Below are 16,941 nucleotides of genomic sequence, written 5' to 3'. Positions count from 1 at the left end.
TCGGCAGAACGCGCGTGCGCTCGGCGGTGCGCAGCGCGTGCCCCCTACCCGGCTCGATGGCGGCGGCGGGCATCGCAACCCAATACCGCAACCGGAAGCGCCGTTCAAGCCACCGCCACCGCCCCACCGAACGCCCGCTCGTCGATCGCCTCGGCGAGCGTCGCGAACGCCGTCGCGATCTCGTCCTCCGGCACGCACGCATAACCGAGCAGCAACCCCGACGCCGCACGTTCGCGGTCCGCGTAGTAGCCCGACAACGGTCGCACGACGATATTGCGTTCGAGCGCGGCCTGCGCGACCGCGCGATCGTCGACACCCTCCGGCAACTGCGTGACCAGATGCAGCCCCGCATCGCTGCCGAGCGCGTGCAGCGTGTCGCCGTAGCGTTGCGCGACCGCGTCGAGCAGCATCTCGCGGCGCTGCCCGTACAGCGTGCGCATCTTGCGGATGTGCGACACGAAGTGCCCTTCCGCGATGAATTCGGCAAGCACGGCCTGCTGCAGCAACTGCCCTTCGCGATACAGCTCGGCGCTCGCGGTCGCGAAACTTTCCGCGAGCGGCTCGGGCGCGACCAGGTAGCCGACCCGCAGCCCCGGGAACAGCGTCTTGCCGAAACTGCCGACGTAGATCACCTGCCCGGCCGTGTCGAGGCCCTGCAGCGACGCGAGGGGCCGGCTGCCGTAACGAAATTCGCTGTCGTAGTCGTCCTCGATGATCCAGCAACCGTGCTGACGCGCGTATTCGAGCAGCATCCGCCGCCGCGCGAGGCTCATCACCATCCCGAGCGGGTACTGGTGCGACGGCGTGACGAGCATCAGCTTCGGCGGTTCGGCGAGATCGGCGGCCGACGGCGCGATCCCTTCCTCGTCGACCGGGATCGGCCGCGTCGTCAGCCCCGACACGTTCAGCACGCTGCGCACGCCCCAGTAGCAGGGATCCTCGGTCCAGATCGCGTCGCCCGGGTCGGTCAGCAGCCGCACGGCGAGGTCGATCGACTGGTGGATGCCGGTCGTGATCACGATCTGCTCGGGCGTGCAGCGCACCGAGCGCGACGTGCGCAGGTAGTCGGCCAGCGCCTCGCGCAGCAGCGCGAGCCCGCCGCCCGGCGCGTAGGTCAGCAGGTCCGGGCGCAACCGCCGCCAGTATTTGTTGTGCAGCCGCGTCCACACGCGCGCCGGAAATCGCGACACATCGGGCACGCCCGGCATGAACGCGCCGCCCTGCCGTTTCGACACGCCGGCCCCTTCGACGAGCCGTGTGCCGCGCGCGGACAGCCGCCGCGCGGACGGCTGCACGAGCGCCGGGTGTGCGGCGGCCGCGTCGGACGGCGCGCCGACGATCTCGTCCGGCGCGCTGTCGGCGACGAAGGTGCCGCGGCCGGTCGCCGAGTTCACATAGCCTTCGAGCGCAAGCTGTTCGTAAACCTGCGTGACCGTGTTGCGCGCGATCCCGAGTTCGGCGGCGAGGAGCCGCGACGACGGTACACGCGTGCCGGCCGGCAGTTCGCGCGACAGGATCGCCTGTTGCAGCAGCCGGTGAAGCTGCCGGTAGATCGGCTGTTCGCCGCCGCGCACGAGGCGCTGCGCCAGCCAGTCCGACAACACGCTCGCGCGCATGATTGGCTCCTGAATATTTATTGAAATGGCTCTGATTGCCAGAGCCAAATGTGATTATAGTCGCCTCCATGGGCTGTCGAAGCGCCCGATTTTCACCTCACCGGAAAGAACATCAAGGAGATGACCGTGAAGAATGCCGACCTGCAGGCCCGCAAGAACGCCGCCACCCCGCGCGGCGTCGGCGTGATGTGCGATTTCTACGCAGCCCGCGCCGAGAACGCGGAACTGTGGGACGTCGAAGGCCGCCGCTTCATCGATTTCGCCGCCGGCATCGCGGTGCTGAACACCGGCCACCGCCACCCGAAGATCGTCAAGGCAATTTCGGATCAACTGAACAACTTCACGCACACCGCGTACCAGATCGTCCCGTACGCGTCGTACGTCGAGCTGGCCGAGAAGATCAACGCACGCGCGCCGGGCGATTTCCCGAAGAAGACCGCGTTCTTCACGACCGGCGCCGAAGCCGTCGAGAACGCGATCAAGATCGCACGCGCGGCCACCGGCCGTCCGGGCGTCATCGCATTCTCGGGTGGCTTCCACGGCCGCACGATGATGGGCATGGCGCTGACCGGCAAGGTCGCCCCGTACAAGCTGAATTTCGGCCCGTTCCCGGGCGACGTGTTCCACGCCCCGTACCCGAACGCCGTGCACGGCGTGACGACGGCCGACTCGATCAAGGCGATCGAGATGCTGTTCAAGGCCGACATCGATCCGAAGCGCGTCGCCGCGATCATCTTCGAACCGGTCCAGGGCGAAGGCGGCTTCTACGCGGCGCCGGCCGAATTCGTGCGCGCACTGCGCAAGGTCTGTAACGAACACGGCATCCTGCTGATCGCCGACGAAGTGCAAACGGGCTTCGCGCGTACCGGCAAGCTGTTCGCGATGCAGCACTACGACGTGCTGGCCGACCTGATCACGATGGCGAAGAGCCTCGCGGGCGGCATGCCGCTGTCGGGCGTCGTCGGCCGTGCCGACCTGATGGACGCGGCAGCCCCCGGCGGCCTCGGCGGCACGTACGCGGGCAACCCGCTGGCCGTCGCATCGGCACACGCGGTGCTCGAGATCATCGACGAAGAGAAGCTGTGCGAGCGCGCGACGCAACTCGGCGACGTGCTGAAGGCGAAGCTGAACGCACTGCAGGCCGACGTGCCGCAGATCGCCGACGTGCGCGGCCCGGGCGCGATGATCGCGGTCGAGTTCCTGAAGCCGGGTTCGGGCGAGCCGGATGCGGATTTCACGAAGCGCGTGCAGACGCGCGCGCTCGAGCGCGGCCTGCTGCTGCTCGTGTGCGGCGTGTACTCGAACGTCGTGCGCTTCCTGTTCCCGCTGACGATCCCGCAAGCCGTGTTCGACGAAGCGCTCGTGATCCTCGAGGAAGTGCTGAAGGAAACGGTCGGCGTGCCGGCCTGAGTTCCCGTCGACTTCATCCATTGAATGCGCCGCCGCCGTCTTCACGACGGCGGCGGCCGTTTCATCCGTCCTTTTCGAAGCAGGTGATTCATATGAGCACGGTTCAGGAAACCCTGGCACTGAAAGACCCGTCGCTGTTCCGCCAGCAGGCGTACGTCAACGGCGAATGGCAAGGCGCGACGAACGGCGAGACGTTCGACGTCCGCAACCCGGCGACGGGCGGCCTGCTCGGCACCGTGCCGGCGATGGGCACGGCCGAGACGCGCCACGCGATCGAAGCCGCGAACGCCGCATGGCCGGCGTGGCGCAAGAAGACCGCGAAGGAACGCGCGGTCATCCTGCGCAAGTGGCACGACCTGATGATGGAAAACGCCGACGACCTCGCGCTGATCCTGACGACCGAGCAGGGCAAGTCGCTGGCAGAAGCGAAGGGCGAGATCGGCTATGCCGCATCGTTCCTCGAATGGTTCGCGGAGGAAGGCAAGCGCGTGTACGGCGACACGATCCCGACGCCGGCGAGCGACAAGCGCATCGTCGTGACGAAGGAAGCGATCGGCGTGTGCGCGGCGATCACGCCGTGGAACTTCCCGGCGGCGATGATCACGCGCAAGGTCGGCCCGGCGCTCGCCGCAGGCTGCCCGATCGTCGTGAAGCCGGCTGAAGCGACGCCGTTCTCGGCACTCGCGATGGCCGTGCTGGCCGAGCGCGCGGGCGTGCCGGCCGGCGTGTTCAGCGTTGTCACGGGCGACCCGAAGGCGATCGGCGGCGAAATGACGTCGAACCCGATCGTGCGCAAGCTGTCATTCACCGGCTCGACGCCGGTCGGCCGCCTGCTGATGTCGCAATGCGCGGCGACGGTCAAGAAGGTGTCGCTGGAGCTCGGCGGCAACGCGCCGTTCATCGTGTTCGACGACGCCGATCTCGACGCGGCCGTGCAGGGCGCGATCGCATCGAAGTACCGCAACAGCGGCCAGACCTGCGTGTGCACGAACCGCTTCTACGTGCATGAGGCCGTGTACGACCAGTTCGCGCAGAAGCTCGCGGCAGCCGTCGGCCAGTTGAAGGTCGGTCGCGGCACGGAGCCGGGCGTCACGCAGGGCCCGCTGATCAACGAAGCAGCGGTGCTGAAGGTCGAGGCGCACATCGAGGACGCGCTCGCGAAGGGCGCGACCGTCGTGACCGGCGGCAAGCGCCATGCGCTCGGCCACGGCTTCTTCGAGCCGACCGTACTGACGGGCGTCACGCCGGCGATGAAGGTCGCGAAGGAAGAGACGTTCGGGCCGCTCGCGCCGCTGTTCAAGTTCAGCAGCGACGATGAAGTGATCCGTCTCGCGAACGACACCGAGTTCGGCCTCGCCGCGTACTTCTACAGCCGCGACATCGGCCGCGTGTGGAAGGTGGCGGAAGCGCTCGAATACGGGATGGTCGGCGTGAACACGGGCCTGATCTCGAACGAAGTCGCGCCGTTCGGTGGCGTGAAGCAATCGGGCCTCGGCCGCGAAGGCTCGCACTACGGCATCGACGACTACGTCGTGATCAAGTACCTCTGCCTCGCCGTCTGACGGTTCAGGGCCTGCCGCGTCAGTGGCAGGCCCTGACCGCCCGGCCGGAACCGGGCGGTCCGACGCGGGCCGGTGTCCCTCTCCGCCGTGCCCGCGTCACCTTGGTACGCACGAAATCGCCCCGCTCTGCGCACCCAATTTCGATCGCTGTATTCGCCGATACGTCATATCGCGCGCCAATTTCATTCGAGTCTCGTTTCTCATTTCGCTGCACGCCGCTGGGTTGAGTGTTCCACCTCGATCTGGTTTGCCCGCGCGTGAACACTTCCCCCGACGGCCCCCAGTGTGCAGAGTCAGCGCACACAGGCACCGCTGCAGCGGGTGGTGCCGTGACACACGTTAACAGTCGCCAGTATGACGGACGGGCAGTTACACACCCGGCCGCGTTCTGCTCGATCTCCCGTCGCCTCAGCCTCGATGATCGTTTTTGATCATCAATCTCCGTCGGACTCCAAAACAAGAATCGTACTCGTTCTATAGACAGAGAAAATCCTGCCGGCCACTGTCTACAGCTCGTCCTTACATAAGGTATCCGAGTCCGTGGAAGAAGAACATGCCGCCTGCCCTTACTTTCTTCACTCATCGATCCGGCTTTACGCGATGGCGCAGCAGCTACACACGCCGCCGACCGATGCGCCCGATTCGATCGATCCGACGTATAGCGGAAACATGCAGATGATCTGCACGCACGATCCGTTCATTTGCACCTACCTCTCCCCACTTGACGCGGTCATAGGCTCGAAAACGCTCGCGCGTGACGATGACCACTATTGGCCGATCGATTTTCAACAAGTCGATACCCGTCGCTTCATGGAACAGCATGGCCGGTTACTGGTCGCCGTGAACTATGCATACGGAGCGACCAAAGGACGTCTGGTTGTTTCCGATGAGGGGCATCCCTTGATGGCCTACTTCGCTTCGTCGTTTGACGTGCCAATCGCTCGTCGTGACCATTTCACGATCCGCTTCGCGGACAACATGGTCGAGCAGATCGAAACAGCCTATCTGCGTGCTGGGCTATCCAGGTTCGGCGCGACGCTGGACTTGATGCATGCGTGGACCGCCGACCAGTTAGCCGAAGCAGAAGCTGAAGCATTGGCGTGCACACCGCCGACCATCGCAATTGAAGATGCCACGATCGATCAATACGCGATTTATGACCCGGAGTCAGCCGATTGGGTCTTTACCAACTTCAATTGAGGACATAGCCGTGAGCCGACGAGCGATCAGGAATGGCGACGCAACGACGACAGGTGGAATCGTCATCGCGGGCGCTTCAAGCATATTCGTGAACAACAAGCACATTGCCTTGGACGGCGACAAAGCGACGTGCGGAAATTGCGAGGGAATGTTTCCGATAGCCGGAAGCGCGGTATCCGTTGTTGGTAACGGACGTGCCGTAGCGGTGGAGGGCGACGCTGTACTTTGTCCATGCGGGCAAAATCTTTTGGTCGCGGGCAACGACTGCACGTTTTTCATTGGGGGGGACGGCGGCCGTGGCACGGCGAACGCCTTCACCGGATATTCGGGATTCGCACCCACGCGATACGCGCCGATATCGGATATTTACAACGATCAATTTGTGATCCGCGACGTGAGGACGAAGCAACCGTTAAGCAACGTGCGCTATTGGATCAAGGATCGATTTGGGAGCGTGCTTGCGTCCGGCGTGAGTGATCGGCACGGCTGTACCGTGCGCGTGCGAACCGAACGCGCACAGACGTTGAAGCTTGTAATCGAGGACTGAAACGATGGGAAACCAAACTACCGTCGCCGAGACGACAACAAACACCATCGCAGGATCGCAGACATTCGCGGACGTTGACTTGCGACCGATCTGCGAAAACATGACCAACTCGGAATTCCGTGCCGTGTTCGCGAAGGCACAAGCTAAAGCCGTCGAGAAGCTAGGCGTACGCACCGTCGCTTTACAAAGATGGGCGCAGTCCGAAAAAGATCGCGTGTTCAAGTGGTTCGGTCGTAACGACGAGCGAACGCGTATGCACCTGCTCACCGGCTTAACGAAAGTGCTTGGCGTAGTTCGAGCGTTCAACGAAAGCAATGTCGTTCGAAGCGGCAGCGCTGGCGATCTGGCCACGGGTTGCACGCCTCACCCGCGCGGAACAGCTGACGAAGCCGCACATGTATGCGCACCAGACACGGCAACGCATACCATCGCCATCAGCGCACGATTCTGCACGATGCGCCCATGGACCGACGGTGCTGACTCTCACGTATCTACTATCATCCATGAAGCAACTCACTTCCACGACACCATGTCTTCGACAGACGATCAATACACGATCACGCCATTTCTCGCGCCTTGGGGCCGGTCAAATCCTGACTTGGCAATCCACAACGCCGACAGCATTGCGGGGTATGTTGTCGATGGCGACTAAATTCCTAACCGCCGCCACGCTCGCGTTGACCTTCGCACATGCAGCGTTCGCCTGTGACGGCGCGTCGAACATGCCCGCCCATTACATCGATATTGTTTTCGATGCGGACTCGAGTGCGATTTCTCCGACCGAACTGTCGAGGTTATCGGCATGGTCGAGCGACATGCACAAGCGCTTTCCGATCATTGATACGGTATGGCTTATCGGACTGGCCGAGCAAACCGAACGTAACGCGCAACAGCTTGCAACGCAACGAGCGGAAAACGTGATGGCTGCTCTGGATCAGCATTCGATCCGTGGCGAGAAAAGCGCCTTGGCGGGAAAAATTTTCACGCCGGACGAGTTCGATCAATCAGGGCGACGCGTCGAAGTGAACGTCAGTCCAGGATGCCCAAACCACTGTTGCCCGAACCTGAATCCCATACCCAGGGCGCAATGACGTAGCACAACGTACTCACAGCGGCCCGCGCGAGGCGGGCCGCCGTCCTCCTGCCTCGCACGTTCGCGCGATTAGCGAAACACATTCACCGCATCCACCAGCCGCGTCGCCTGCTGTTGCAGGCTCTCCGACGCCGCCGTGCTCTGCTCGACCAGTGCCGCGTTCTGCTGCGTGATGTTGTCCAGGTGCACCACCGCCTGGTCGACCTGCGCGACGCCCGTACTCTGCTCGGCCGTCGACGAACTAATCTCCGCGATCAAATCCGACACGCGCTTCACCTGCGTGACGATGTCCTCCATCGTCTTGCCCGCCTCATCCACGCGCCGCGCGCCCGATTCGACGCGGTCGACACTCGCGCCGATCAGCGTCTTGATCTCCTTCGCCGCGTTCGCGCTGCGCTGCGCGAGCGCCCGCACCTCGCCCGCGACCACCGCGAAGCCGCGCCCCTGTTCGCCTGCGCGCGCCGCTTCAACGGCCGCGTTCAACGCAAGGATGTTGGTCTGGAACGCGATGCCGTCGATCACGCCGATGATGTCGGCAATCTTGCGCGAACTGGCAGTGATGTCGCTCATCGTCGTGACGACCTCGCCCACCACCTGCCCACCGCGCTCGGCCGCGTCACTTGCGGAAACCGACAGCTGATTCGCCTGCAGCGCCGTCTCCGCATTGCTCGACACGGTCGCCGTCATCTCGGCCATCGAGGCGGCCGTCTCCTGCACGCTCGACGCCGCCTGTTCGGTGCGCGCGCTCAGGTCGTTGTTGCCCTGCGCGATCTCGTTGCTCGCGCGCTGCACGTTGTGCACCTGCTCGCTGACGTCGTCGACGAGCCAGCGGAACATCAGCCCGAGCTGGTTGATCGTGCGCAGCGTCATGCCGATCTCGTCGACGCGGTTCATCCGCGCGCCGCGCCGGCTTTCGCCGGTCGCGACGTTCAGCGCCTGATCGTGCAGCCGCTTCAGCGGACGCACGATCTGCGCATCGAGCCACAGGCCGGCCGCCGCCGCCACGCCGACCGTCACGCCGGCAAACGCCGCGAGCCCGCCGCCGTCGAGCCCGCATGCCCAGCCCGCGCCGACCACCGCCGGGGCAAGCACGCACAGCGCCGAATGCACGCGCGCGCGCACCGACATCGTCTGCGACAGCGACGCGATGCGCAGCAGACCCGTGCGGATCACCAGCCCCTTGTGAAACCGGCGCTGGCCGGCCTTGCCTTCGCAGAACGCGCGATACACCGCATCGGCGGCTTCGGTCTCGTCGTGCGGCGCCTTCGTGCGCACCGACATGTAGCCCTGCGGCTCGCCGTTGCGCATCACGGGAATCGCGTTCGCACGCACCCAGTAGTGATCGCCGTTCTTGCGGCGGTTCTTCACGAGTGCGGTCCACGGCTCGCCGCGCCTGAGCGTCGCCCACATGTCGGCAAACGCCTCGCGCGGCATGTCCGGGTGGCGCACCACGTTGTGCGGCTGGCCGACGAGTTCCTCGTTCGTGAAGCCGCTCACCTGCGCGAACGTCGTGTTGGCGTAGGTGATGATGCTGTCTGCATCGGTCGTCGACATCAGGGTGACGTCGTCGGGAAAATCGAATTGCTGTTGGGTAACGGGCTGGTTATTGCGCATGCATGGCTCCGAAAGGCGGATCTATCGTCCGCGTCGCGCTGAAATCACGCTCAGTAGCCGAAAAAAGCGGTTTATCGCTTTACGACGGTCTTTATCTTACTGTCGGCACATTGGGGAAAAACCTTACCCCTTCCTCGCATAAAATATTCATTTCGGCCGCCGCCATGATTTCGATCAAATAATCCAGCAATAATCGCCGCGCATGTTCATCCGGATGTCACGTCACGCTGCCCTGCCACGTCGCGCGGCAGGTCAATGCCGTCAGCCATTGCACGTGGCGAAACGATTCCGTCTATCCTGCTCCATTCAACCGGTATTCGAATTCGATGAAAAAGGCATTGCACGAACTGAATCGGCTGTCCTGGAATACGGCGACAGTCGCGCATAACAGCCATAAAGGCGACCAGGCCGCGTTTTTCCGCGCGGGCGGCTCGACGCTCTTTCCGGAAGAACGCGAACTGCTCGGCGACGTCGGCGGGCTGCGGCTGCTGCACCTGCAGTGCAACGCTGGGCAGGACACGCTGAGCCTCGTGCGCGACGGCGCGGATGCGACGGGCGTCGACATCTCCGACGAAGCGATCGCGTTCGCACGGCAACTGTCGGCCGACGCGGGCCTGCCCGCGCGTTTCGAGCGCGCCGACGTGCTCGACTGGATGCCCGAGGCCGCCGCGCGCGGCGAGCGCTTCGATCGCGTGTTCACGTCGTACGGCGCGATCTGCTGGCTGTCCGACCTGAACGCGTGGGCGCGCGGGATCGCCGCGCTGCTCGCGCCGGGCGGCCGTTTCGCGATGGTCGAGTTCCATCCGTTCGCGCTGTATTTCGACGAACACTGGAAGCCGCACTATGACTATTTCAAGGGCGACGCGACCGAGGAGCCGGCAGGCGTCGGCGATTACGTCGCCGCATCCGGCACGGGGCTCGGCGCGCAGCACGACCATCCGGGTGTCGTCGATTTCGCGAACCCGCATCCGAGCTACGAGTTCATGTGGGGCATCGGCGAGGTCGTGAACGCACTCGTATCGGCCGGGCTCACGATCGACCGCCTGACCGAATATCCGTATGCGAACGGCTGGAAAGGCTTCGACGGCATGCGCGAGCTGGACGGCCACCGGATGGTGCCGCCCGGTCACATGCCGAGCCTGCCGCTGATGTATGCGATCGCCGCGCATCGGGAGGCCGCATGACGCGCCGCACCGCCGCCGAACGCGACGCGCTTTCCGCACGCCCGCTCGCACGCGACGAGGTGCCGCTCGTGTGGACCATTGACCGGCGCGAGATCATCGAGCACCTGTACGTGCTGCGCGACGGCGCGCTGCATCTCGTTCCCGAGTTCTACGACGTCGGCGGCTGGCCGGACGGCGAAGCCGACCACTACACGCCGATCCTGCTCGACTGTCACGATCGCGGCGGCTGGTGCCTCGGCATGTTCGACGATGCACGGCTCGTCGCGGCGGTCGTCGTCGACAGCCGGCCGCTCGGCCCGCATCGCGACATGCTGCAGTTGAAGTTCCTGCACGTGAGCCGCGACTGGCGCGGCTGCGGCCTCGGCGAGCAGCTCTACCGCGCGGCCCGTGAGCAGGCGCGCGCGATGGGCGCCGCGCGCCTGTATGTGTCCGCGACGCCGTCGCAGCGCACGATCGACTTCTACCTGCGGCTCGGCTTCACGGTCAGCGCAGCGCCCGACCCGGCGCTTTACGCACTCGAGCCGGAAGACATTCATCTGGAAGGACCGGCGGCCTGACGCACCGGCACATGGGTGAAGCGTGGACATTCCCGCGTTGCCCCAGCCGCGATCGGCCGTCGCGGAATCACGGAATCACGGAGAGCGAAATTGCAGAACGAAGCACAGCCGCAAGCCATGCCGAAGATCCTCGTCAGCATGTGCGTGGTCGGTCATCCGGTCCGTTACAACGGCTCGGCCAAGACTGCCGCGCACGAGGCACTCGAACGGTGGCAGCGCGAAGGGCGTCTCGTGCCCGTCTGCCCCGAACTGGCCGGCGGCTTCAGCGTGCCGCGCCCGCCCGCCGAAATCGCCGGCGGCGGATCGGGGCAGCAGGTGCTGTCGGGCGCCGCGCGCATCGTCGACGTAAACGGAACGGACGTGACGGCGCCGTTCGTCTCCGGCGCACAAACCGCGCTGGCCCTCGCGCGCACGCACGATTGCCGCTTCGCGATCCTGGCCGACGGCAGTCCGTCGTGCGGCAGCACGTTCATTTATGACGGGAGTTTCGAGAACCGGCGGCACGCGGGCACCGGTGTCACGGCGGCCTTGCTGCGCGAGCATGGGATCGAAGTGTTCGCGGACACCGAGATCGACGCGCTCGATGCGCGCCTCAAGCAACTGTCGCAGGCCGGTTAACGACGATGCGCGGCACGAGACTCCTCGTGCCGCGCATCGTTTCGAAAGCGGCGGAGCAACCAAGCAGCGAAGCGGCTCACACGCCGCCGCTTCACCACGTCACGCTGATCAGACGCGTTCGATCGCGATCGCGATGCCCTGGCCGACGCCGATGCACATCGTGCACAGCGCAAAGCGGCCGTTCGTGCGATGCAGCTGGTACATCGCGGTCGTCACGAGCCGGGCGCCCGATGCGCCGAGCGGATGGCCCAGTGCGATCGCGCCGCCGTTCGGGTTCACGCGCGGATCGTCATCGGCAACGCCGAGCATGCGCAAGACCGCGAGACCCTGCGATGCGAACGCCTCGTTCAGTTCGATCACGTCGAACTGGTCGATCGTCATCCCGAGCCGGGCGAGCAGCTTCTGCGTTGCCGGCGCGGGGCCGATGCCCATCACGCGCGGCGCGACGCCGGCCGTCGCGATGCCCAGCACACGTGCGCGCGGCGTCAGGCCGAAGCGCTTCGCGGTTTCCTCGTTCGCGAGCAGCAGCGCGGCGGCACCATCGTTGACGCCCGACGCGTTGCCGGCCGTCACCGTGCCGTCCGGACGCACGACGCCCTTCAGCTTCGCGAGCGCTTCGAGCGACGTTTCGCGCGGATGCTCGTCGCGCGAGAAGACGACCGGGTCGCCCTTCTTCTGCGGAATCGTGACCGCGACGATTTCCTCGGCGAGCGTGCCGTCCTGCTGCGCGCGCGCGGCCTTCTGCTGGCTGCGCAGTGCGAACAGGTCCTGGTCGGCACGGCTGACGTTGTAATCGGTGGCGACGTTCTCGCCCGTCTCCGGCATCGAGTCGACGCCGTACAACTGCTTCATCAACGGATTGACGAAGCGCCAGCCGATCGTCGTATCGTAGATGTCGGCCTGGCGCGCGAACGCGCTCGCGGCCTTGCCCATCACGAACGGCGCGCGCGTCATGCTCTCGACACCGCCCGCGACCATCAGCGCGGCCTCGCCGGACTTGATCGCACGCGCGGCCACGCCGACCGCATCCATCCCGGAACCGCACAGGCGGTTGATCGTCGAACCCGGCACGCCCTGCGGCAGCCCCGCGAGCAGCGCCGACATGCGCGCGACGTTGCGGTTGTCCTCGCCGGCCTGGTTCGCGCAGCCGTAGATCACGTCGTCGATCGCCGTCCAGTCGACGTCGCGATTGCGCTCCACGAGCGCCTTGAGCGGCACCGCGCCCAGATCGTCGGCGCGCACGCCGGACAGTGCACCGCCGTAACGCCCGATCGGCGTACGGATCGCATCACACAGAAAAGCTTCGGTCATCAGTGTCTCCGGTCCCAGGACTGGGTGGGAAATGAACAGGGCGCGCCCCTTGCATTGCCCGCCGGGATGCGCTTAAATGTTCTATATACGAACATAAGATCGTGTATCGAACGTTCAACGCATCATAGGGAGTGCGGGGACGACCTGTCAAGCGCCCGGTCCGCCGTGCGGTTGGCGTGTCAGGCCCCATGCGCTATCTTCTCGGCTGCACGATATTCCAGGCGCTCATGACAACCGAAGATACTCAGACGAAACCCGGCGACTCCTACGTCCAGTCGTTCGCGCGCGGCCTCGCGGTGATCCGCGCGTTCGACGCGGCCCGTCCGGAGCAGACGCTCACCGAGGTCGCCTCGGCCACCGGGCTCACGCGCGCAGGCGCGCGCCGGATCCTGCTCACGCTGCAGACGCTCGGCTATGTCGAGGCCGACGGCCGGCTGTTCCGGCTCACGCCGAAGATCCTCGAGCTCGGCTTTGCGTACCTCACGTCGATGCCGTTCTGGAATCTCGCCGATCCGGTCATGGAGCAACTGTCCGAGCAGATCCACGAAAGCTGCTCGGCGGCCGTGCTCGACCGCACCGAGATCGTCTACGTGCTGCGCGTGCCGACCCGCAAGATCATGACGATCAACCTGTCGATCGGCAGCCGGCTGCCCGCGTACTGCACGTCGATGGGCCGTGTGCTGCTGTCCGCGCTCGACGACGCCGCGCTCGACGAAACGCTCGCGCAAAGCGGCATCCGCGCGCATACGCCGCGCACGATCACGGATCTCGGCGAACTGAAGGCGGCGATCGCACAGGTGCGCCAGCAGGGCTGGGCCGTGGTCGACCAGGAACTCGAAGTGGGCTTGATGTCGCTGTCCGCGCCGATCCGCAACCGGCGCGGGCAGATCATCGCGGCGATGAACATCAGCGGCAACGCGCAGCGGCATACCGCGAAGCAGATGGTGAAGGAGTTTCTCGGGCCGCTGCAGCAGGCCGCGCAGACGGTGTCGGAGCTGGTGGCACGACGGGGGTGAATGCCGATCCGCGCGCGGGTACGGGTCCGTCCACGCCGCGCAGCGTGAAACGACGCGCGGCGCCGTGTGTTGGCCGCCGCGACGGCATTGTCCGGAACAGCCACCCGCTCGCCGGCGTACCGGCACGCCGGCGGCGTGCCCTGCTTCAGCCGTTGCCGGCGAATGCGTTGCCCATCGGCTTCGTCCGGATGCCCGGGGCCAGCCGGGTCCAGGGCAACTCGGCCGGATCGGCCGTCATCGGGCCCGGTGCCGTGGCAACGAGCACCGCCTCGGCGATCCCCTGGAAGTCGGCGCGAAAGTGCACCGAGCTTTTGTTAACGAGGATGCGCATCGCTTCCGGCTCGACGCCGCCCACGCGATAGAGATTGCGGTCGAGCATCTGCGCCTTGCCGCTGCTCACCACGATCAACACGCCATCGATCCGCAGGCAGGCAACAGGCCCGATATCCGCACGCATGCCGTTCATCATCGGGCCGTCGTACCGGCATACGCCGTCGGACAGCTTCACGACCTCGAAACGTGCGTGGACCGGCTCGTCGCCGGGCACGCCGGAGACACCGCCGAGCGCCACATCGATGAACGCGCCGACACCGGCGCGATGGGCCGCCGCCGCGGCAGCCGGATCCCAGATCAAACCGATCGCCGCGTCTCTCGCGCCATTGCGCAGCAACGCCCGCAGCATGCCCGTCGTGTTCGAGTCGCCGCCCGCGCCGGGATTGTCCTGCGTATCGGCGATGACGACCGGCTTGCCGGCCCCGTCGGCAAGCCGCATGGCTTCGCGCACGGCGGCATCGGGCGACAGGAACGGCACCTGCCACGCGGCCTCGTCCGCGAGCATCTTGTCGTAGAGTGCCTGCACGGCGGCCTCGGCCGACGCGGCGTCATCGCCGTAACCCCAGATGACCGGGCCGCATTCGGGAAAATCGGCCGCCGGAAAACCTGGCGCAAACGACAGCGACGCCACGGCCCCGGTTTCCAGCGCCGCGAGTTGCGCGTACATGCCGCGCGAAGGTTCCAGCAGCGTGCACATGCCGTTGATCGGGATCAGGAACGGCAGCCGGCGCACCGCGCGATGCAGCGGCCGGCCACCAGCCGCGCGTGAAACGAGCAGGCGCTCGAGCAGCACGGCCGCGCGTTCGCCGGTCTCGGCCATGTCGACATGCGGATAGGTGCGGAAGGCAACCAGCGCGTCGGCCTCGTGCAGCATCTTCCCGGTGACGTTGGCATGCAGGTCGAGCGACGCGACCACGGGTACATCCGGGCCGACCGCGGCGCGTACGCGCTCCAGCAACGTGCCTTCGCCGTCGTCGGTATGCTCGGCGACCATCGCGCCGTGCAGGTCCAGGTACACCGCGTCGTAGCCTCCGTTGCGAACCGCCGCGAGGATTTCGCCGGCAATGCGCTCGAACGCATCCTCGGTCACGTGGGCCGACGGGCTCGCACCCGCCCAGATGACCGGCAGCAAGGTCCAGCCGCGCCGTTCCGCCGCGACGATGAATCCGCCCGCGGGAATGTTGACGTCGCGCAGCGCAAGCACGTCGTCGCCCCGCACCATGGCCGGGAAGCCCTCGCCGCGCTCGAAGTTTGCGTAAGCGGCTTTCGACGGCGCAAACGTATTGGTTTCATGCTGAAAGCCGGCGATCAAAATGCGCGTATTCAAAAACGTGTCTCCGGAAATAGTGAGTCAATGCACCGGCACTAAGCGCCGTCAGCCCCGCACCGCGATGGATGTCACGGACGCTTGCGCGCCCGCGACGTCACGCTGTCGCCAACGCGTCGTGCGGCGCGGGAAGCCGGTTCGCCACGAGTACCGCGGCGCCCGCGACCAGCAGCGCGACCATGACCAGCAGGCCGGCTGCCATGCTGCCCGTCGCCGAGTGGATCGCACCGATGATGGTCGGGCTCAGGAAGCCGCCGATCAGGCCGATCGTATTGATCAGCGCGATGCCGCCCGCGGCCGCGTCGCCCTTCAGATATTGCGACGGAATCGCCCAGAACACCGTGTACGCAGCCCAGATCATCGACGTGGCGATCGTCATGCCGACCAGCGAGACGACGAGATTGCCGTTGGCAGTCGTCGCCACGGCTAGCGCGATCGCGCCGATCAGGGCCGGCACCGCGCTGTGGAAACGGCGCTCGCGGCGGCGGTCCGACCTGCGGCCGATGACGACCATCGCGATCGCGGCGCAAACGTACGGGATCATCGAGTACAGCCCGATCTGCATGGTATCGGTCACGCCGTCGGCCTTGATGATCGACGGCAGCCAGAAACTCACCGCGTAGATCCCGCAGATGATCGTGAAATAGGCGAACGCCAGCAGGTACACGCGCGGGTCGCGCAACACCTGTCCGAACGAGTGATGACCCGCGCCCGACGTGTGCAGCTCGGCGGCGAGCATCCGCTTCTCGTCGTCGCTCAGCCACTTCGCGTCGGCCGGCCGGTCGGACAGGACCTTGAGTGCAAGCACGCCGAACAGCACGCACGGCAGGCCTTCAACGACGAACATCCACTGCCAGCCGGCCAGGCCGTGGGCACCGGACAGCCCGGTCATCAGCCATGCCGACAGCGGCGACCCGAAGGCGCCGCCGATCGGGCCGGCGAGCATGACGACCGCCATCACGCCGGCCATGCGGCGCTGGCCGTACCAGTAGGTCAGGTAAAAGATCATCCCGGGCGCGAAGCCGGCCTCGAACACGCCGAGCAGGAAGCGCATCGCGTAGAAGGTGGTCTCGTTATGAACGAACATCATGCCCGCCGAGGTCAGGCCCCACAGCACCATGATCCGGCTGATGGTCTTGCGTGCGCCGATCCGCGGCAGCAGCAGGTTGCTCGGGATCTCGAACAGGACATAGCCGAGAAAGAAAATGCCCGCGCCCAGCCCGTACACCGCATCGGAGATACCCAGGTCGCTCTGCATCGAGAGCTTCGCGAACCCGATATTCACGCGATCGAGATAGGCGAACGTGTAGCACAGCAGCAGGAACGGCAGCAGGCGCCAGTTCAGCTTGCGGTACAGGGCCTGATGCGCCGGGCTGTCGGGCGCGACCGGGTCTTGAGGGGATGGAATGGCGGACATGCGCTCTCCTTTAGGGCGTATTGCTTCGAATCCCGCATCGATGATCGACTCTGTTCGAATCGTCGAGGAGCCGAAAAAGCGGCGCAAGAGCAACTTTGGCGAGTTATTGTTGCTCAACCGGCAACACCTCACCGAC

General features: G+C 65.7%; 15 protein-coding genes. 10 read left to right on the top strand and 5 right to left on the bottom strand.

Annotated features, from left to right (window positions below; genetic code table 11):
* Positions 1 to 104 precede the first annotated feature (104 nt).
* The gene (locus tag ACPTTF_RS18515) at positions 105 to 1,616 is read right to left on the bottom strand and encodes a PLP-dependent aminotransferase family protein (RefSeq protein ID WP_166956428.1); all 1,512 of its coding nucleotides are present in this window, start codon (positions 1,614 to 1,616) and stop codon (positions 105 to 107) included.
* A gap of 126 nt (positions 1,617 to 1,742) precedes the next feature.
* On the opposite strand from ACPTTF_RS18515, the gene ACPTTF_RS18510 reads away from it, so the two are divergent.
* The 6 genes from ACPTTF_RS18510 to ACPTTF_RS18485 all read left to right on the top strand — a co-directional run bounded on the left by ACPTTF_RS18510 (position 1,743) and on the right by ACPTTF_RS18485 (position 7,426).
* The gene (locus ACPTTF_RS18510; RefSeq protein WP_423367681.1) at positions 1,743 to 3,026 is read left to right on the top strand and encodes a 4-aminobutyrate--2-oxoglutarate transaminase; all 1,284 of its coding nucleotides are present in this window, start codon (positions 1,743 to 1,745) and stop codon (positions 3,024 to 3,026) included.
* A gap of 92 nt (positions 3,027 to 3,118) precedes the next feature.
* Positions 3,119 to 4,588 (top strand): NADP-dependent succinate-semialdehyde dehydrogenase, encoded by a 1,470-nt coding sequence (gabD, locus tag ACPTTF_RS18505; protein WP_423367680.1) that lies wholly within the window; start codon positions 3,119 to 3,121, stop codon positions 4,586 to 4,588.
* Positions 4,589 to 5,128: 540 nt separating this feature from the next.
* The gene (locus tag ACPTTF_RS18500) at positions 5,129 to 5,788 is read left to right on the top strand and encodes a hypothetical protein (protein ID WP_423367679.1); all 660 of its coding nucleotides are present in this window, start codon (positions 5,129 to 5,131) and stop codon (positions 5,786 to 5,788) included.
* 10 nt (positions 5,789 to 5,798) lie between these two features.
* The gene (locus ACPTTF_RS18495) at positions 5,799 to 6,335 is read left to right on the top strand and encodes a PAAR domain-containing protein (protein ID WP_423367678.1); all 537 of its coding nucleotides are present in this window, start codon (positions 5,799 to 5,801) and stop codon (positions 6,333 to 6,335) included.
* 4 nt (positions 6,336 to 6,339) lie between these two features.
* Positions 6,340 to 6,987, top strand: a complete 648-nt coding sequence (locus ACPTTF_RS18490) for a M35 family metallo-endopeptidase (RefSeq protein WP_423367677.1) — start codon at positions 6,340 to 6,342, stop codon at positions 6,985 to 6,987.
* Positions 6,977 to 7,426, top strand: coding sequence for a hypothetical protein (locus ACPTTF_RS18485; protein WP_423367676.1), 450 nt, complete (start codon positions 6,977 to 6,979; stop codon positions 7,424 to 7,426). Before ACPTTF_RS18490 ends, ACPTTF_RS18485 begins: the two co-directional genes overlap by 11 nt.
* Before the next feature lie 71 nt (positions 7,427 to 7,497).
* On the opposite strand, the gene ACPTTF_RS18480 is transcribed toward ACPTTF_RS18485, so the two are convergent.
* A complete protein-coding gene (locus ACPTTF_RS18480; RefSeq protein WP_423367675.1) occupies positions 7,498 to 9,042 on the bottom strand; it encodes a methyl-accepting chemotaxis protein in 1,545 nt (514 codons plus the stop codon).
* A gap of 326 nt (positions 9,043 to 9,368) precedes the next feature.
* Here ACPTTF_RS18480 and ACPTTF_RS18475 point away from each other — a divergent pair, with 326 nt between their 5' ends.
* The 3 genes from ACPTTF_RS18475 to ACPTTF_RS18465 all read left to right on the top strand — a co-directional run bounded on the left by ACPTTF_RS18475 (position 9,369) and on the right by ACPTTF_RS18465 (position 11,401).
* Positions 9,369 to 10,226, top strand: a complete 858-nt coding sequence (locus tag ACPTTF_RS18475) for a class I SAM-dependent methyltransferase (RefSeq protein WP_423367674.1) — start codon at positions 9,369 to 9,371, stop codon at positions 10,224 to 10,226.
* Positions 10,223 to 10,783 carry a GNAT family N-acetyltransferase gene (locus ACPTTF_RS18470; RefSeq protein ID WP_423367673.1) on the top strand — a complete coding sequence of 187 codons (561 nt, stop codon included), beginning with the start codon at positions 10,223 to 10,225 and terminating at the stop codon, positions 10,781 to 10,783. Before ACPTTF_RS18475 ends, ACPTTF_RS18470 begins: the two co-directional genes overlap by 4 nt.
* Before the next feature lie 117 nt (positions 10,784 to 10,900).
* Complete coding sequence (locus ACPTTF_RS18465) at positions 10,901 to 11,401, top strand: DUF523 domain-containing protein (protein ID WP_423369841.1); 501 nt, start codon at positions 10,901 to 10,903, stop codon at positions 11,399 to 11,401.
* A 108-nt stretch (positions 11,402 to 11,509) separates the two neighbouring features.
* Here ACPTTF_RS18465 and pcaF read toward each other — a convergent pair whose 3' ends face one another.
* Positions 11,510 to 12,712, bottom strand: coding sequence for a 3-oxoadipyl-CoA thiolase (pcaF, locus tag ACPTTF_RS18460; protein ID WP_166956407.1), 1,203 nt, complete (start codon positions 12,710 to 12,712; stop codon positions 11,510 to 11,512).
* A gap of 227 nt (positions 12,713 to 12,939) precedes the next feature.
* On the opposite strand from pcaF, the gene ACPTTF_RS18455 reads away from it, so the two are divergent.
* Positions 12,940 to 13,728, top strand: a complete 789-nt coding sequence (locus tag ACPTTF_RS18455) for an IclR family transcriptional regulator (RefSeq protein WP_122948127.1) — start codon at positions 12,940 to 12,942, stop codon at positions 13,726 to 13,728.
* A 145-nt stretch (positions 13,729 to 13,873) separates the two neighbouring features.
* Here the strand turns inward: ACPTTF_RS18455 and ACPTTF_RS18450 are convergent, their stop codons facing one another.
* Both ACPTTF_RS18450 and ACPTTF_RS18445 read right to left on the bottom strand, forming a co-directional pair.
* Positions 13,874 to 15,388, bottom strand: coding sequence for a M81 family metallopeptidase (locus ACPTTF_RS18450; protein ID WP_423367672.1), 1,515 nt, complete (start codon positions 15,386 to 15,388; stop codon positions 13,874 to 13,876).
* A 97-nt stretch (positions 15,389 to 15,485) separates the two neighbouring features.
* Complete coding sequence (locus tag ACPTTF_RS18445) at positions 15,486 to 16,805, bottom strand: MFS transporter (protein ID WP_423367671.1); 1,320 nt, start codon at positions 16,803 to 16,805, stop codon at positions 15,486 to 15,488.
* Between the last annotated feature and the right edge of the window lie 136 nt (positions 16,806 to 16,941).

The sequence above is a fragment of the Burkholderia crassaminum genome (genome assembly GCF_964265005.1).
Classification (GTDB): domain Bacteria; phylum Pseudomonadota; class Gammaproteobacteria; order Burkholderiales; family Burkholderiaceae; genus Burkholderia.
This window is presented reverse-complemented; position numbering and strand designations above follow the sequence as displayed.

Bases quoted from the DNA above. Each gene is read 5' to 3' on its own strand.
- ACPTTF_RS18465 (WP_423369841.1), top strand. From the start codon at position 10,901: ATGCCGAAGATCCTCGTCAGCATGTGCGTGGTCGGTCATCCGGTCCGT.
- ACPTTF_RS18480 (WP_423367675.1), bottom strand. From the start codon at position 9,042: ATGCGCAATAACCAGCCCGTTACCCAACAGCAATTCGATTTTCCCGAC.
- ACPTTF_RS18475 (WP_423367674.1), top strand. From the start codon at position 9,369: ATGAAAAAGGCATTGCACGAACTGAATCGGCTGTCCTGGAATACGGCG.
- ACPTTF_RS18470 (WP_423367673.1), top strand. From the start codon at position 10,223: ATGACGCGCCGCACCGCCGCCGAACGCGACGCGCTTTCCGCACGCCCG.
- pcaF (WP_166956407.1), bottom strand. From the start codon at position 12,712: ATGACCGAAGCTTTTCTGTGTGATGCGATCCGTACGCCGATCGGGCGT.
- ACPTTF_RS18445 (WP_423367671.1), bottom strand. From the start codon at position 16,805: ATGTCCGCCATTCCATCCCCTCAAGACCCGGTCGCGCCCGACAGCCCG.
- ACPTTF_RS18515 (WP_166956428.1), bottom strand. From the start codon at position 1,616: ATGCGCGCGAGCGTGTTGTCGGACTGGCTGGCGCAGCGCCTCGTGCGC.
- ACPTTF_RS18490 (WP_423367677.1), top strand. From the start codon at position 6,340: ATGGGAAACCAAACTACCGTCGCCGAGACGACAACAAACACCATCGCA.
- ACPTTF_RS18485 (WP_423367676.1), top strand. From the start codon at position 6,977: ATGGCGACTAAATTCCTAACCGCCGCCACGCTCGCGTTGACCTTCGCA.
- ACPTTF_RS18455 (WP_122948127.1), top strand. From the start codon at position 12,940: ATGACAACCGAAGATACTCAGACGAAACCCGGCGACTCCTACGTCCAG.
- gabD (WP_423367680.1), top strand. From the start codon at position 3,119: ATGAGCACGGTTCAGGAAACCCTGGCACTGAAAGACCCGTCGCTGTTC.